The organism is Gordonia sp. NB41Y (assembly GCF_030718915.1).
Lineage (GTDB): Bacteria > Actinomycetota > Actinomycetes > Mycobacteriales > Mycobacteriaceae > Gordonia > Gordonia desulfuricans.
In genome coordinates, this window is sequence record NZ_CP132196.1 from 699,832 (window position 1) to 714,695 (window position 14,864).

The window sequence follows — 14,864 nt, forward strand, 5'->3', positions numbered from 1 at the left end:
CCATGTCGGTTCAACCCCCGGGGACGCCACCGGATTCCGCTCGCCGCGAAACCCCGTCGGAACGACGCACTTCGGCAGCTCACGGCCCCGCGCATTCCGACCCCTGCGGGCCGCCCAGGACTAAGCTGGCCGTCGTGACTGCCCCGAATCTCACCCGCGACCAGGCCCGCGAGCGCGCCGCCATCCTCGACGTCTCGACGTACACCATCGATCTCGATCTGACCGACGGCAACGGCCGACCCGGTGTCGACACGTTCCGGTCCACCACCACCGTGGCGTTCACCGCGACCGCCGGCTCGTCGACGTTCATCGACCTGGTGGCCCCGCGACTGCTGTCGGCGACGCTCAACGGCGTCGCCCTCGACGTCTCCGGATTCGACGAGTCGGTCGGCATCGCACTGCCCGATCTGACCGCCGAGAACGAGCTCACCGTGGTGGCCGACTGCGCCTACTCCAACACCGGCGAGGGTCTGCACCGCTTCGTCGACCCCACCGACTCCTCGGTGTATCTGTACACACAGTTCGAGACCGCCGACGCCAAGCGCATGTTCGCCTGTTTCGATCAGCCGGATCTCAAGGCCACCTACACCCTCACCGTCGCCGCACCCGAGGACTGGAAGGTCATCTCCAACGCGGCCCTGGTGCAGAACGTCGCGGCCACCCCGGGGGTGTTCCGGTTCCGCGAGACCGCGGTGATGAGCACCTATCTCGTCGCCCTGATCGCCGGCCCGTACGCCGAGTGGACCGACACCTACACCGACGAGCACGGCACCATCCCGCTGGGCATCTACTGCCGCGGTTCACTGGCCGAGTTCATGGACGCCGACCGCCTGTTCACCGAGACCAAACAGGGATTCGCGTTCTACCACAAGAACTTCGGCACCCCCTATGCCTTCGGCAAGTACGACCAGCTGTTCGTCCCGGAGTTCAACGCGGGCGCCATGGAGAACGCCGGCGCGGTGACCTTCCTGGAGGACTACGTCTTCCGGTCACGCGTCACCAAGTACCTCTACGAGCGTCGTGCCGAGACGGTGCTGCACGAGATGGCGCACATGTGGTTCGGCGACCTGGTCACCATGCAGTGGTGGGACGACCTGTGGCTCAACGAGTCCTTCGCCACCTTCGCCTCGGTGCTGTGCCAGGCCGAGGCCACCGAGTACACCAGCGCCTGGACCACCTTCGCCAACGTCGAGAAGTCCTGGGCCTACCGCCAGGACCAGTTGCCCTCGACCCACCCGGTGGCCGCCGACATCCCCGACCTCGCCGCGGTGGAGGTCAACTTCGACGGCATCACCTACGCCAAGGGCGCATCGGTCCTCAAGCAGCTGGTGTCGTATGTGGGCCTCGAACCGTTCCTGGCGGGCCTGCGGGACTACTTCGCCACCCACCGGTTCGGGAACGCCACGTTCGCCGATCTGCTCGCCGCACTGGAGAAGTCGTCGGGACGCGATCTCTCGGACTGGGGTGGTCAGTGGCTCAAGACCACCGGCATCAACGTGATGCGCCCCGACTTCGAGCTCGACGCCGACGGCGCCTTCACCCGGTTCACCATCGTGCAGGACGGTGCCGCACCGGGTGCCGGTGAACGTCGCGCACACCGTCTGCGGGTGGGTGTCTATGACGACACCGCCACCGGCACGCTGGAGCGCACGCACAGCGTCGAGCTCGACGTCGACGGTGAGCGCACCGACGTCGCCGAACTCGTCGGTGTCCCCCGCGGCAAGCTGGTGCTGATCAACGACGACGACCTCACCTACGCGTCGGTGCGGCTCGATCCCGACTCGCTCGCGACGGCGACCGCACGGATCGGTGACATCACCGACTCGATGCCGCGCACCCTGGTGTGGTCGGCGGCGTGGGAGATGACCCGCCAGGCCGAGATGCGTGCCCGCGACTTCGTCGAGCTGGTACAGCGCGGTATCGCCGCGGAGACCGAGATCGGTGTGGTGCAGCGGGTGCTGCTGCAGGCGACCACCGCGATCGAGGCCTATGCCGACCCGCAGTGGGCGGCGCAGACCGGCCGGCCCGGGTTCTCCGCGCGGCTGCTGGAACTGGCCCGGGGCGCCGAGGCCGGGTCCGATCACCAGCTGGCCTTCGTCAACACGCTGCTCGCCGGCCGGCTCACCGAGGATCAGGTACCGGTGGCACAGGGACTGCTCGACGGCGACGACCCGGCCGCACACGGCCTGTCCGGGCTGACCGTCGACGCCGATCTGCGCTGGAAGCTGGTGCGTGCACTGGCCACCGCCGGTGCGATCGACACCGATCCGGCATCGACCCCGGTGATCGACGCCGAGGCCGAGCGCGACAACACCGCGGCCGGGACCCGTCAGGCGGCTGCGGCACGCTCGTCGCGTCCCCTCCCCGAGGCCAAAGCCGATGCGTGGGCGCGGGCGATCGACGACGACTCGCTGTCGAACATCTACACCCGCACGATGATCGAGGGCTTCGCCCGTCCGGGTCAGTCCGATCTGCTCGACGCCTACGTCACGAAGTACTTCGAGGCGGTGCCGGGCGTCTGGTCGCGGCGGTCGAGTGAGGTCGCCCAGACCGTGGTGGTGGGCCTGTACCCGTCGTGGGCGATGACCGACGAGGCGATCGCGGCAGCGGACGAGTTCCTCGCCGCAGACCATCCGCCGGCCCTCAAGCGTCTGATCTCGGAGGGACGGGATTCGGTGGCACGTTCCCAGCGGGCCCGGATCTTCGACGCCGGCGCCTAGCGCGGGAGGCGGCCGAGACGACTTCGGCCGCCATCCCGTCGGGGATGGCGGCCGAAGTGGTGTTGTCCTGTGGTCCGCGCGATCAGTTCGATGCGGCGGCGGTCGCGACCACGTGCAGGGCCGCGATGAGACCGTCGATCAGATGTCCGGTGCGGAAGCTGCCGATCGCAGCGGTCACACCGAGCTGGGCGACGCGATCGTTCACGCGGTCGGCGACCTTCTCACCGGAGACCACGACGACGTCGTGGCTGTTGGGCGAGACGGCGATGAGCGCACCGTTGGCGGGCTCGGGAGCCTTCGAGAGAACCTTGCGGGCCTCGTCGACCGGATCGGTACCGAGGTCGCCGATATAGACCGAGAACCGCACCAGTGCCTTCTCGCTGGCGGCCTTGAGCGCGTCGTCGAGCGCGATGAGCTCCGACTGCGAGAACGGCGGGGTGTCGGGGGTCTGCCCCGGGAAGCGGGCGGCCGAGACGCGACCACTGTTGGTGATCACCGTGCCCATCGGCAGCGCCGTGACCGGGGAGAGCTTGACCTCGCCCGCGGCCTGAACCTGAGTTACGTCACCACTTGCCACTGGCCGAGCCTCCATCCACATCGGTCGGTTCTGCGTGCCGCGGGAGCGCCATCGGCTCGATGTCGGTGGCACTGAACAGCAGCGGCTTGTGCGTCCAGGGCTGATCGAGCTTGTACTCCTGCACCTTCGGGTACTTCACGCCGAACGAGAACGCCATCGAGACCACACAAGCGATGACGAACACGACGCAGATGACCGTGACGGCGACTCCGATGCCGACCATCGAGCTGTCCATAACGTCCTTTCGAATCAGCGCCCGCAATCGGCGGATCTGCCCAGGTCACTACCATGGACTGCACCCGCGCCGGCAGGCCGTGTGAACAATCTATCCCACCGATGCCGCTGCGTCCCAGTGGGGCCTACAGAGCGTCGTAGACGATTTCGGGGTCGTTCACGCCGCACCCGCGTCGAGATACTGGGCCCAGGCCGGGTCGATCTCCTTGATCGTCGCGAGCAACCGCCAGTGCCTGCCCTTGGGGGCGGTCAGCGGGGTGTGCAACGTCCATCCGATCTCGCTGAGCAGATGGTCGGCCTTCTTGTGGTTACAGCTCGCGCAGCACGCCACGCAGTTGTCCCACGAGTGGGTGCCGCCGCGGCTGCGTGGCTGGACGTGGTCGATGGTGGTGGCCTTGGCGCCGCAGTAGCCGCAGCGGAACCGGTCGCGGTGCATCAGCGCCGCCCGGGTCATGGGGATCACCGCACGATAGGGCACGCGGACGTAGCTGCGGAGTCGGATCACCGAGGGCACGGGGACCACCGTGTCGGCGGAGTGGATGGCCATCCCGGGGCCGGCCGAGTGGATCACCTCGGCGCGTTCACGCAGGACCAGCACGATCGCGCGGCGCAGGGAGACCGCGGTGAGCGGTTCGAAGGTGGCGTTGAGCAGCAGGACCCGACGGCGACCCCAGAGCGAGGTCGAGTCACGCGGCTCGGTCGGGGCGTCGAGGATCGGCGGATCGGTGTGACGCACTCCACGCAGCGTCGTGACCTCACCGACATGCCGTTGGCCTCTGCGTGTCATCCAGCCTCCCGTGTACTTCCACCGGACTGGTCAAGTGGAACACGGCGAGGCCGGGTCTGCACGACAATTCTGGGTGTCGATGCAGGTCGTTTGTGTGAACAGCGCGTGGCCGCAGGGTCACCTGACGATCCGCCGCAACGCGTCGGCGGGTCGCGGTTTGAACGCGTCGGCGACACTGGAGGACAATGTGCGGTGTGAGTGGACAGCCCCCGCACGCGCAGCCCGAAGACCAGCCGACCCCGCGTTCGTTCTATGACGAGGTCGGCGGTCATGACACCTTCGTGCGGCTGACCCGCACGTTCTATGTCGAGGTGGCCAAGGACGAGATCTTGCGCCCCCTGTACCCCGAGGCCGACCTCGGTCCGGCCGAGCGCCGCATGCGGATGTTCCTCGAGCAGTACTGGGGCGGACCCCGCACCTACTCCGACGAGCGCGGCCACCCTCGGCTGCGGATGCGGCACATGCCGTTCACGATCGGCCCGATCGAACGTGACGCCTGGCTGCGTTGCATGCACATCGCGATCGCATCCATCGACGCCGACACCCTCGACGACGCGCATCGTCGGGCACTGGTCGACTACATGGAGATGGCCGCACAGTCGATGATGAACTCGGCGGTCTGACCCGCGTTTGCGCATCGCTCTGCGACCCGCCGTACCCCCCAGGATTCCTCAACCTGTGGTTCAGGTGGTAGAGAATTGCGACGTGAGTGATGAGACATCGAGCGAAGGCCCCGTCGCAGGTCCCGACGGCGGGCCACTCGGCCCGGCGGGTGATGCCGCCCCCGAGGACTCCCTCACCGCCGACTCGCCGGTGACCGACGAGAGGCCTTCTGACCCGGTGGAGCCCGCCGATCTCGTCCCCGACGACGGGCCGACCGACGCGCATGCCGAGCCCGATTCGGACGTGGAACCGGCCGAGCCTGCCGATGAGCCGGATGCGGTCACCTCCGCCGGTGAGCCCGCCGATGAATCCGCAGGTGACGAGCCGGTTTCCGAGTCTGCCCAGTCCGCCGCGGATGACGCGGATGACGCGATCACCCGTGAGGTCGTCCCGGCCGCGGGTCCGGCCGCCGACGATCACCCGGCCACCGACGACGTGCCCGAGCCGATCGGGCCAGAGACGATCGAACCCGAGCAGTTCGACCGGGAAGCGGTCAGCCCCACGCCGATCCCCGGGGGCGCCTTCCCGACGGTCCCCCAGCTCGACCCCGCCGACGACACCTGGTGGCGGTCGGCGATCTTCTACCAGATCTATCCGCGGTCGTTCTCCGATCTCGACGGCGACGGTGTCGGCGATCTGGCCGGCGTCATCGACAAGCTCGGCTACCTGGAGTTGCTCGGCATCGACGCGCTCTGGTTGTCGCCGATCATGCGTTCGCCGATGGCCGACCACGGCTACGACGTCTCCGATCCGCGTGACATCGATCCACTGTTCGGTGATCTCGAGGACTTCGACGATCTGATCGCCGAGGCGCACGACCGCGACATCCGCGTGACGATGGATCTGGTGCCCAATCACACCAGCGACCAGCACGAGTGGTTCACCGCCGCGCTCGCTGCCGGCCCCGGCAGTCCCGAGCGCGGCCGCTACATCTTCCGCGACGGGATCGGCGAGGGCGGCGACGAGCCACCGAACAACTGGCACAGCGTCTTCGGCGGTCCCGCGTGGACGCGCGTCACCGAGTCCGACGGCACTCCCGGCCAGTGGTATCTGCACATCTTCGCCGCCGAGCAGCCGGATCTGAACTGGGAGAATCCCGAGGTCTGGGACGATCTCGAGACCACCTTGCGTTTCTGGCTCGATCGCGGTGTCGACGGTTTCCGGATCGACGTGGCCCACGGCATGGCCAAGCCCGAGGATCTTCCGGACATGGACCTCGAGTCCACCCGTCTGCTGCAGAACGACGACGACGATCCGCGGTTCAACAACTATGCGGTGCATGACATCCACCGCAAGATCCGCGCCGTGCTCGACGAGTACCCGGGCGCGGCCAACGTCGGCGAGATCTGGGTCGAGGACAACGAGCGGTTCGCCGAGTACCTGCGTCCCGACGAGCTGCATCTCGGCTTCAACTTCCGGCTCGCCAAGGCCGCTTTCGACGCCGACGAGATCCGTGATGCGATCGAGAACTCCCTGGATGCAGTGGTGTCGGTGGCGGGCACGCCGACGTGGACGTTGAGCAATCACGACGTCGAGCGCGAGGTGACCCGTTACGGCCGCCCGGTCGGTGACACCGATGCCCGGCCCGACCTCGAACTCGGCATCGCCCGCGCCCGCGCGATGGCCCTGGTGGAGTTGGCACTGCCGGGTTCGGTGTTCATCTACAACGGCGCCGAGCTGGGCCTGCCGAACGTGGATCTGCCCGACGAGGTGTTGCAGGATCCGGTGTGGGAGCGGTCCGGACACACCGAGCGCGGCCGCGACGGATGCCGTGTACCGCTTCCGTGGGAGGGCAACGAACCGCCGTTCGGGTTCAGTTCGTCATCACAGACCTGGCTGCCGCTCCCCGAGTCGTGGTCGCGGTTCACCGTCGAGACCGAACTCGAGGACATCACCTCGACGCTGTCGCTGTACCGGCAGGCCATCGACCTGCGGTCGGAGCGACCGGAGTTCGCCGGGACGCAGGTGGAGTGGTACGGAGCCCCCGAGGGTTGCCTGGCATTCCGTCGCTCGGAGGGCAGGCTGATCTGCGCACTCAACGCGAGCGACGCCCCGGTGCCCCTGCCGCACGGAGAGCTCCTGCTGGTGAGCGCACCGCTCGTCGACGGTCACCTCGCACCGAACGCCGCCGCCTGGTTGGTCTGAGAGACCGGCCGAGCCGAACCCGGAACACAACCCTGCGTCGCTTAAGTTCCAAAGACGCTGCTGCAGTTGATGGTTGAGCCGACGAGGAGCGAAGCGACGAGGCGTGTCGAAATCTCAGACGGCCGAACTCGGGACGCAACCACCACGTTCGAGGTGGTCACCACCCGAAGCAACCCACCAAGGTTTCGACACGGGTCCTCGCGATGCTCGGTCCCGGCTCAACCACCCAATTCGGTTGCCCCCATGGATGGTTGAGCCGACGAGGAGCGAAGCGACGAGACGAGTCGAAACCTCAGCAAGCCGAACTCGGAACACAACCACATCCGAAGTGGTCACCACCCGAAGCACCCCACCAAGGTTTCGACACGGGTCCTCGCAATACTCGGTCCCGGCTCAACCACCCGAAAACGCTGCCACCATTGCAATTTCAACCACGAAGCACACCACCATGGATGGTTGAGCCGACGAGGAGCGAAGCGACGAGGCGTGTCGAAATCTCAGACGGCCGAACTCGGGACGCAACCACCACGTTCGAGGTGGTCACCACCCGAAGCAACCCACCAAGGTTTCGACACGGGTCCTCGCGATGCTCGGTCCCGGCTCAACCACCCAAAAACGCTGCCACCATTGCAATTTCAACCACGAAGCACACCACCATGGATGGTTGAGCCGACGAGGAGCGAAGCGACGAGGCGTGTCGAAATCTCAGACGGCCGAACTCGGGACGCAACCACATCCGAGGTGACCACCACCCGAGGCGGCCTACCAAGGTTTCGATACGGGTCCTCGCGATGCTCGGTCCCGGCTCAACCGCCCAATTCGGTTGCCCCCATGGATGGTTGAGCCGACGAGGAGCGAAGCGACGAGACGAGTCGAAACCTCAGCCAGCCGAACTCGGAACACAACCACATCCGAAGTGGTCACCACCCGAAGCACCCCACCAAGGTTTCGACACGGGTCCTCGCAATACTCGGTCCCGGCTCAACCACCCAAAAACGCTGCCACCATTGCAATTTCAACCACGAAGCACACCACCATGGATGGTTGAGCCGACGAGGAGCGAAGCGACGAGACGAGTCGAAACCTCAGACAGCCGAACTCGGAACGCAACCACCACGTTCGAGGTGGTCACCACCCGAAGCAACCCACCAAGGTTTCGACACGGGTCCTCGCGATGCTCGGTCCCGGCTCAACCACCGAAAAACGCTGCCACCATTGCAATTTCAACCACGAAGCACACCACCATGGATGGTTGAGCCGATGAGGAGCGAAGCGACGAGACGAGTCGAAACCTCAGACAGCCGAACTCGGAACGCAACCACCACGTTCGAGGTGGTCACCACCCGAAGCAACCCACCAAGGTTTCGACACGGGTCCTCGCGATGCTCGGTCCCGGCTCAACCACCGAATTCAGTTGTCACCATGGATGGTCGAGCCAACGACGAGTGGATGTGTTTCAGCTCCGACCCTAGCTCAACCACCGAATTCACGCTCATGATGACGGCAGCACCGACACGCTCAGGTCCCGGTGACGTCGCTGATAGACCGTGCCGAATCGGGCGTCGATGCGAATCCAGGCTGCTGACATCCGGATTCGTACCGGCTCGTCGGCATCGATGGTGTCGGCGCCGGCATCGGCGGTGATCGCATGACCGTCACGGTCACGGATGAAACCCATGGCGGTGAGGGCGAACAACGATCGCATGATCACTCCGGCGCGCAGACGACCGTCGTCGGAGGTCACCTCGAGGACCTCCTGGTCGAGGACGCCGGTCGCCGGACCGTGGGCGCTCCCCTCCTCACGCGCCAGCCGGGCGCCGTCGCGGGCCAGACCCACCACCGCACGTGCCGGCACGTCGTCGACCTGCTGGAACCCGGTGAGCAGGGGCAGCGCCCCGCGCCAGGCGGAGTCGAAGGGCATGCCCGGGTCGACGACACCACCGGGATCGGTTGCGGACAGGGCCGAACGCAGCATCGCCGCGTCGCACACCAGGTCCTGCGGCGCCATCCGGCCGAACACGGCGCGGGTGGCGAGCACGTCGAAACCGGTGTTGGACCACAGCCCGATCAAACCATCGGGGCGCTGCGCCACCCGGATCACAGCGGCGTCGTCGAGTGCCGATACCCGCGCCAGAAAGGCCAGGGCATCGGCACGATCGCCGTCGCCGCCGACCGTGATGAACCGCTCCGGACCGGTCATGGCCGCACGAATCGTTCGAGGTAGCCGCGTTCCTCGGGAGTCAGCCGACGCAGCCGCTGCGCATCCACGTCGAAGGCGACGAGCTGGGTCGTGGCCACCACCGCGGGCTTGGCATCGGGGGCGGCACCGTCGGGCCGCACCTCGTAGCCGACGGTGAAGTCCACCGCTCGCACCTTCTCGACGAACATCGTGACCGAGATCGGCCCCTCGTCGTGGCGGACCTGCTGCTGATACCGGACGTGCAGATCGGAGACGACGCAGCCGTGCCGCAGATCGGCGGTCGGACGGTCGTCGTAGAACAGCCACGGGATCCGGGCCTCCTCCAGGAGGGTCACCATCCGAGCGTGGTTGATGTGGGCGAACACATCCATATCCGACCAGCGGACCGGCACCTTGACGACATATCCGCGCTCGGTCGTCGTTCCCTCGTCCTCGTAGAGCACACCGTTCCCTTCGTCGCGTCCGTCCGGTCACCCGGCGCCGGGTCGAGCCCGGTCAACGAATAACACTACGGAGTTGCCGCGCGGCCACCGACAGGGTGGCGAGGTCGAGGTTCCCCGAATCCTCGATCTCGGCGAGCATCGCGCGCACGCGGGCGAGCCGTCCGGAGTTGGACGCCTCCCACTCGGCGATCTTCTCCGACACTGGCTCGTCGGGCTCGCTGTGCGCCAGGATCGCCAAGGTCAGGGCCCGCAGCGCGCCGTGCATGTCGTCGCGAAGCGCTAACCGCGCCAACGCATGCCACCGGTCACCGTGTTCGAGTTCGGACACCGCGGTGAGCAGTTCCTCGAGACCGAAGTGCTCCATCACCGCGAAGTACAGCTCACCGGCCTCCACCGGGTCGCGATCGGAGATCTCGGCGGTGTCGATGATGTCGAGCAGGCAGAAGCGGTGCAGGCTGATCGCCACATCGTGCGCGAGATCCGGTGGCACACCCAGTGACTGGTAATGCGCAACCCGGGTGTCGACGTCGTGGGCCGAACCCGTCCCGAACCAGCTGTCCAGCAATGCCGTCAGAGAGCCGACGTATTCGCCGTAGCGCGTGACCTCTGCGTTCAGCGCCAGCGGCTGCGGCCGGAACGCCAGCAGCCACCGCGACGCCCGGAAGACCAGGCGCCGCGCATACAGCATCATCTCGTCGACCGCCTCGATCGACGCCGACGACGACTGCACCCGCTCCAGCAGATCGGGCATCCCGAACACGCGCTCGGCGACGACGAAGGCGCGCACCGCCTCGTCGGTGGACGCCCCGGTGGCCTCCGCGAGCCGGAACAGGTGGGTGATCCCGGCACGGTCGACGACGTCGTTGACCAGAACCGTGGTCACGATCTCGCGGCGCAGACGGTGGGCGTGGATGGCACCGGTGAACCGATCCCGCAGCGGCACCGGGAAATACCCGTGCAGCCGGTCGTCGAAGGCGTCGTTGTCGGGCAGGTCGGTGGCCAGCAGATCGGATTTCGTCGCCAGCTTGACGTGCGCCATCAGGGTGGCGAGTTCCGGGCTGGTCAGGCCCCGGGCCACCTCGGAACCAATCCGCTTGCGCAACTGCGTCGAATCCGGCAGCGCCTCCAGATGAAGGTCGACGCCGCGGCGGGCCAGCGCATCGAGCATCCGGCAGTGCACGTCCACCCGCACCCCCGAGAAGGCACGGCAGAAGCCGAGTTCGGAGTTCTGTGAGATGTTGTCGGCCAGCACCAGCCCGGAGACCTCGTCGGTCATCGACTCCAGCAGCGGATTCCGGTCGGCCGCCGCCAGCGTCCCCGCCGACACCGCGGCGTCGAGCAGGATCTTGATGTTCACCTCGTGGTCGGAGCAGTCGACCCCGGCGGAGTTGTCCATCGCATCGGTGTTCACCCGGCCGCCGGCGAGGTCGAACTCGATCCGACCGCGCTCGGTCACCCCGAGGTTGCCGCCTTCGCCGATCACCGTGACCCGCAGTTGGTCACCGGTCACCCGGATCGCGTCGTTGGCCTTGTCGCCGACCTCCGCATCGGACTCGGTACCGGCCCGCACATAGGTGCCGATGCCGCCGTTCCACAGCAGGTCGACCGGCGCCAGCAGGACCGCCCGGATCAGTTCCGGCGGTGACAGTTCGGTGACGTCGTCGGCCAGACCCAGTGCCGCGCGGATCTGTTCACCGATCGGGATGGACTTGAGCTCGCGTGACCACACCCCGCCGCCGGCACTGATCAGCGCCGGATCGTAGTCGGCCCACGACGACCGGGGCAGGGCGAACAGCCGTGCCCGCTCGGTGTAGGACAGGGCCGCATCCGGGGTCGGGTCGATGAAGACGTGGCGATGGTCGAAGGCGGCGACGAGCCGGATGTGGCGGCTGAGCAGCATGCCGTTGCCGAAGACGTCACCGCTCATGTCGCCGATGCCGACGACGGTGAAGTCCTGGGTCTGGGTGTCCACACCGATCTCGCGGAAGTGCCGCTTGACCGATTCCCATGCGCCGCGGGCGGTGATGCCCATCTCTTTGTGGTCGTAGCCCGCCGATCCACCCGACGCGAACGCATCACCCAGCCAGAAGCCGTAGTGCGCGGCGACATCGTTGGCGATGTCGGAGAACGACGCCGTGCCCTTGTCGGCTGCGACGACGAGATACGGGTCGTCGGCGTCACGGCGGATCACCGACCGTGCCGGGACGATCATGCCGGTGGCCCGGTCGATGTTGTCGGTGACGTCGAGCAGCCCGGAGATGAACATCCGATAGCACTCGATTCCCTCGGCCCGCAACGCCTCCCGGTCGGTGGTGGTGTCCCCGGTGGGGGCCGGCGGGTGGGTCAGCACGAATCCGCCTTTCGCCCCGACCGGCACGATCACCGCGTTCTTGACCGCCTGTGCCTTGACCAGACCGAGGATCTCGGTGCGGAAGTCCTCCCGGCGGTCCGACCATCGCAGGCCACCGCGGGCCACGTCACCGAATCGGAGGTGCACCCCCTGCACACGTGGCGAGTACACGTAGATCTCGTGCAGCGGACGGGGTTCCGGCGCCTGCGGGATGTCGCGCGGCCGTAGCTTGAACGACATCACCGGGCGGTGCCCGTTTCCGTCGTCACCGCAGATCGCCGGTCCCGCGTCACCGCTGTCGGTGACGAAGAAATTGGTGCGGTCGGTGGCGATGACCAGGGCGGTGAACGCCGACACGATGCGATCGGCGTCCAGGCTGATCACCGCGCCGACGTCGGTACGCAGCCGGGCCAGTACCCATTCGCGCCGCGCGACGTCGGCCAGGACCGGGCTGAACGACGCGTCGAACAGGGCGACGAGTCCGCGGGTCACGTCCACATGGCGTCCCAGAGTGGAGGCCACATGGTCTGTGCTGTACGGGAATCCGCATTGCCGTAGGTAGCCGCCGTAGGCACGCAGCATCGCCGCCGACCGCCAGTCCAGCCCGCACCGCATGACCAGTTCGTTGTAGCGGTCCACCTCCGCCCGCCCGCGCCACACCTGACTGAACGCCTGGGTGAAGCGTTGCGGCAGATCATCGTGCCCGTCGGGGGCGTACACCGACATCCCCGCGGCCAGGGTGACGGCGAACTCGTAGACGTGGCAGGACTGTCCGTCCGGACGCACGAGCGTGTAGGGATGCTCGTCGATGACGTCGAGGCCGAGGCTGTGCAGCACCGGCAACACGTCGGTCAGGGTGGCGGTCTCGCCGCAGAGGTAGAGCGCGAAGTCCCAGGCACCCGCGTCCTCGGCGCGGCCGTCGCCCGGCTGTCGCAGGGCCACCGCCAGATCCCCCGGCCGGAGCCCGGCGACCTGGGCCAGATCGCCGACGGCGGCGGCCGGGTCACGCTGGTCCTTGTAGTCCGTCGGCAGCGATCCGATCAGCCGCAGCATCGCGTCGGCCCCGCCGCGCGGCATGGTGACCATCCCGTCACCGGCGGTGCCGATCAGTTCACGGACACGCTCGTCCCAACTGCGGATCGCCTCGGACAGACTCGCCTGCAGTTGCCGGTGCAGCGGTGTGCCGATGTCGCCCGGGCCCCACGACCGCGCCAGTTCCGGGTCGATGCGCACCATGACCTGCAATTGCGCGAGGGGCATCTCGCTGACCCGCGCGGAGTACTCCAGCGCCGATCCGTGCAGGGCGTCGGTCACGGCGTTCTGCAGGGCGAGCCGCACGACGGTGTTGTAGCGGTCGCGCGGCAGGTAGATGAGTGCGGTGGCCGCCTCACCGTCGGGGTTGATCCGCAGGAAGACACGCAGCGACCGGGTGGCCACCGCGTCGAGCATCTCCTCGAGTCGGCGGTGCAGCTGCGCGGCACTGGACTCGAACATCTCCACCAGCGGATAGTTCTGCAGCAGTTCGATCATCGACTGCCCGGCGAACGAGTCGTCGTCGACGCCGGCGTAGGCGATCACCTCGTCGACCTTGCGTCGCAGGACCGGTACGTCCTGGACGGTCTGGTGCAGGCCGGACGGAGTGAACGTACCCAGGAAGCGATACTCACCGGTGTGGGTGCCGCCGGCGTCGAAGGTGGGCACCTGGAGCAGGATCGGGAAGTCGGAGCGCTGGATTCCGGTCTCAAGGTGGACCCGGGTGATCCGCGGGGCCATCGGCGTCTCGGTGACCAACGGGAACTCCGGCTCCACACCCCCGGGCCGGTAGATGCCCAACCGGGCATCGGCATGGCCGGACGCATCGATCCGTGCACTGCCGAGGGGCACGAAGTGGTTGCCCGCGAACCATTCGAGCAGCCGGGCGTACTCCCCGCGCTCGTCGGCGGTGAGACCGGCGACGTCGGCGGGCCGGTCGGCGGCGCAGGCCGATGCGCACGCACCGAGTGCGGTCCGCATCGATCCGGCGTCCTCGTCGACATCGGCGACCCGGCCGATCACGTCGAGCAGGTCGGTGCGCAACCGGGCGTCGTCGATCCGGCCGTGGGTGGTCAGCGCCGACACCGAGATCCACGACTCGAGGGTTCCGCTGCGGACCCCGGACACATCGGTGAGCACCCCGCCCGCATCGCGGGTCACCGACAGGATCGGGTGATCGATCCGCACCGCGCTGAGCCCGTGGCCTTCCAGGGTCGCCAGCACCGCCTCGACCAGCAGCGGCATGTCGTCGTTGACCACCACGACCTCGGTGCCGCCGGACGACGCGGTGGTGACGTCGACGATCGACTGCCCGGGCGCCCGAACGCCGGCGATCTCGAGATGGCGACGGATCCGCTCCACCGCGTCGGTGTCGAGCGTATCCGGGTCGATCGTGTCCCGACCGTGGTGGCCGGTGTCGCCGACCGCACCGACCGACGCGGCAAGATAGTTCGGAATGACCTGTGGCAGAAGCGAAATAACGTCAGACAACGAAAAATCATCCCCTCACGGGCAACCGGTGGCGCCGCGACCGGAACCTGCGGCCTCACTCGCGAGCCTAGCCTTTTCGCGGCCTCGCGGCCGGAACTCAACGGGTATCGGCGGACATATCCGACGGGCCGTGCGCGCCGGCCGCGTGCGGGGGCGACACGGGTCGGCGAGTGCGGGTCTGCCGCAGGACGCCGACGGCCCCGGCGCACATCTGTGCGCCGG

The 14,864-nt window shown here is 67.6% G+C and carries 9 protein-coding genes; 3 read left to right on the plus strand and 6 right to left on the minus strand.

All coding sequences use genetic code 11. The features are described 5' to 3' along the window. Nucleotides 1-134: 134 nt before the first annotated feature. Nucleotides 135-2,720 (plus strand): aminopeptidase N, encoded by a 2,586-nt coding sequence (gene pepN, locus Q9K23_RS02970; protein WP_053778767.1) that lies wholly within the window; start codon nt 135-137, stop codon nt 2,718-2,720. Nucleotides 2,721-2,802: 82 nt separating this feature from the next. On the opposite strand, the gene Q9K23_RS02975 is transcribed toward pepN, so the two are convergent. The 3 genes from Q9K23_RS02975 to Q9K23_RS02985 all read right to left on the minus strand — a co-directional run bounded on the left by Q9K23_RS02975 (nt 2,803) and on the right by Q9K23_RS02985 (nt 4,318). Then, on the minus strand, nt 2,803-3,297 hold the full coding sequence (locus Q9K23_RS02975) for a DUF5130 domain-containing protein (protein ID WP_053778768.1): 495 nt from the start codon (nt 3,295-3,297) through the stop codon (nt 2,803-2,805). Next, complete coding sequence (locus Q9K23_RS02980) at nt 3,284-3,532, minus strand: hypothetical protein (RefSeq protein ID WP_020791896.1); 249 nt, start codon at nt 3,530-3,532, stop codon at nt 3,284-3,286. Before Q9K23_RS02980 ends, Q9K23_RS02975 begins: the two co-directional genes overlap by 14 nt. A 156-nt stretch (nt 3,533-3,688) precedes the next feature. Then, a complete protein-coding gene (locus Q9K23_RS02985) occupies nt 3,689-4,318 on the minus strand; it encodes an HNH endonuclease (RefSeq protein WP_082366136.1) in 630 nt (209 codons plus the stop codon). A 185-nt stretch (nt 4,319-4,503) separates the two neighbouring features. On the opposite strand from Q9K23_RS02985, the gene Q9K23_RS02990 reads away from it, so the two are divergent. After that, entirely contained in the window at nt 4,504-4,941 is a 438-nt protein-coding gene (locus Q9K23_RS02990) for a globin (RefSeq protein WP_020791893.1), read from the plus strand. Between the two features lie 190 nt (nt 4,942-5,131). Next, complete coding sequence (locus Q9K23_RS02995) at nt 5,132-7,126, plus strand: alpha-amylase family glycosyl hydrolase (protein WP_261978125.1); 1,995 nt, start codon at nt 5,132-5,134, stop codon at nt 7,124-7,126. A gap of 1,492 nt (nt 7,127-8,618) precedes the next feature. On the opposite strand, the gene Q9K23_RS03000 is transcribed toward Q9K23_RS02995, so the two are convergent. Genes Q9K23_RS03000 through Q9K23_RS03010 form a run of 3 tightly spaced genes read right to left on the minus strand, consistent with a single transcriptional unit; the run spans nt 8,619 to nt 14,642 of the window. Further along, nucleotides 8,619-9,326 (minus strand): hypothetical protein, encoded by a 708-nt coding sequence (locus Q9K23_RS03000; protein WP_053778769.1) that lies wholly within the window; start codon nt 9,324-9,326, stop codon nt 8,619-8,621. Beyond that, entirely contained in the window at nt 9,323-9,769 is a 447-nt protein-coding gene (locus tag Q9K23_RS03005) for a thioesterase family protein (RefSeq protein WP_020791772.1), read from the minus strand. The genes Q9K23_RS03000 and Q9K23_RS03005 overlap by 4 nt, the downstream gene beginning before the upstream one ends. 52 nt (nt 9,770-9,821) lie before the next feature. Continuing rightward, nucleotides 9,822-14,642: an NAD-glutamate dehydrogenase gene (locus tag Q9K23_RS03010; protein WP_053778770.1), complete on the minus strand. Its 4,821-nt coding sequence runs from the start codon at nt 14,640-14,642 to the stop codon at nt 9,822-9,824. Between the last annotated feature and the right edge of the window lie 222 nt (nt 14,643-14,864).

Excerpts from the sequence above, each read along its gene's own strand:
- Q9K23_RS02980 (WP_020791896.1), bottom strand. The coding sequence starts at position 3,532 with ATGGACAGCTCGATGGTCGGCATCGGAGTCGCCGTCACGGTCATCTGC.
- Q9K23_RS02985 (WP_082366136.1), bottom strand. The coding sequence starts at position 4,318 with ATGACACGCAGAGGCCAACGGCATGTCGGTGAGGTCACGACGCTGCGT.
- Q9K23_RS02990 (WP_020791893.1), top strand. The coding sequence starts at position 4,504 with ATGTGCGGTGTGAGTGGACAGCCCCCGCACGCGCAGCCCGAAGACCAG.
- Q9K23_RS03000 (WP_053778769.1), bottom strand. The coding sequence starts at position 9,326 with ATGACCGGTCCGGAGCGGTTCATCACGGTCGGCGGCGACGGCGATCGT.